Annotated in this window: 1 protein-coding gene; it reads right to left on the bottom strand. The window is 45.3% G+C overall.

Annotated features, from left to right (window positions below; genetic code table 11):
* Positions 1–170 precede the first annotated feature (170 nt).
* On the bottom strand, positions 171–1,784 hold the full coding sequence (locus GT1_RS21795; protein ID WP_188400484.1) for an IS1182 family transposase: 1,614 nt from the start codon (positions 1,782–1,784) through the stop codon (positions 171–173).
* Between the last annotated feature and the right edge of the window lie 92 nt (positions 1,785–1,876).

The raw sequence follows: 1,876 nt of genomic DNA on the forward strand, positions 1-1,876 counted from the left end.
AAGGGGGTGTCGCAAAACGCTTTTTTAAAAAAGCGTCAAGTGACCCCTCATTTGTATATGAGAAGGCAGAAAATAGATAGAAAAAGCAACAAAAAAAGAATCCATCTTTGGATTCTGGACACAACAAAAAGGAGGAAGTCTCTTCCTCTAAAAAAATGAAGATGTAGTTGTTAGGCCGCTTTGGGAATATGTAAATAGGTTCCACAGCGGCTATTTTGTATTTTGTTGTGGAGCTTGTTTAGGTTATAGCCCATGCACAATAACAGGAACTCGGTCTGTACTTTAGTACTGCTGCGTAGTAGGAATCTGCGGAACCCCATGTCCTGTTTGAGTACCCCAAAAGCTCCTTCTACTTGAATGGAACGATTGATTCGTAACAGAATGCCTTCCTCGCTCTGAATTCGTGCTTGCATCTGTTGCCGCTGCCTAAGAAAGGTTTTGGATACGTACAGGTTTTTGATTCGCTCTTCCAGTGGTGTTTTGCTCTTGCCTTTGATACATTTTTCTTTATGCGAGCAGCCGGTACACTCGGCACAGGTATAGACTGTTGTCACGATACGATAGCCTGCCTTTGACCGGCTCTTTTTGTCATAGGCCGCCTGGATGGGGTGTCCCATGTGGCAGTAGTAGCTGTCGCTGCTTTCATCGTAAGGCATATTTTCCCGCCTGCCAATATCGCTTTTGTATTTGCGGGTTTTGGCTTTTTCGTAATTGGCTGGTTTAATAAATGCGGTTTGCCCGTTTTCTTCGCACCAGGTGTAGTTTTCCTCACTCTCAAATCCTGCATCGGCTACGGGTTTGCTATAGCCTAATTCTTTAAGTACCTGAAGGATGGGAATGAAGGTTTGACTGTCACTTCTCTCTTGCGAAATGGCCGCAGCTACTATATATTCGGCATCTACCGCTATGGTGGCATTGTAGCCTGGTTTAAGCTGTCCGTTTTTCATATGGTCTTCTTTCATCCGCAGGAAAGTGGCATCTCGGTCTGTTTTAGAAAAGCTGTTACGTTCTCCGAAGCTGTGGTTGTAGTCATCGTATTTTTTCTGCCGACGCAGATACTCATCTACCGTTTCTAGCGCCCGTTGTAGCGGTGATTTCTTTTGCCCCCGGCCATGGACGAAGGAGACTCCTTGCTTGGTTTGGATTGCTTTAAGCTGTCTGCGTAACTTCTTCAGATTCTTGGCCTTGATTATCTGTCCAACATAAAATCGCAGTCCAAACTGTACCGCCAACGCTGGCAGTTCCACTTTCATCTTTTCCTGTAGCTTCTCTTGGTTTTTTTGTGTCGACTTTTTCCAGACAAAACTGTAGCGATTGGCATTAGCCTCTAGCTTGGTTCCATCAATGAATGCGCTCGACAGTGACAGTTCACCGGCTTCGGCAAGCAATTTTACCAGTTGTGAGAAGAGGTCTTTGATTACTCCGGTCAGTCGTTCACTGCGAAACCGGGCGATGGTAGCATGATCAGGTGATGGATCTCGTCCCAACAAGTACATGAAATTTACATCTCGTCGACAGGCCTGCTCTATCTTACGGCTGGAGTATATGCCGTTCATGTCCCCGTAGACAAGGATTTTGAATAGACGTTTCGGTGATCTCTCGATTCTACCCAGCCGGGAGTACGCGGCATACAATTTACTGTAATCCATCCTCTCCAATACCGCGTTGAGTAGTCGCACCGAATCATCTGCCGGGATCATTACCCCAATGTCCATCGGCAAAATCAGTTGATATATTGGCTCTTCTGTTGTACAATAATTTTGTTGTATTTTTGTTGTTTTCACAGACTTAATTGTACAACAAAAAAACGGCTTCCAGCTACTGCTGGTCGCCGTTTTTTCTTGTTTTGGGGCTGGCTTACTGCGACAGCCCCTTT

It is taken from the genome of Sporomusa sp. GT1 (assembly GCF_014634905.1).
Classification (GTDB): domain Bacteria; phylum Bacillota; class Negativicutes; order Sporomusales; family Sporomusaceae; genus Sporomusa; species Sporomusa sphaeroides.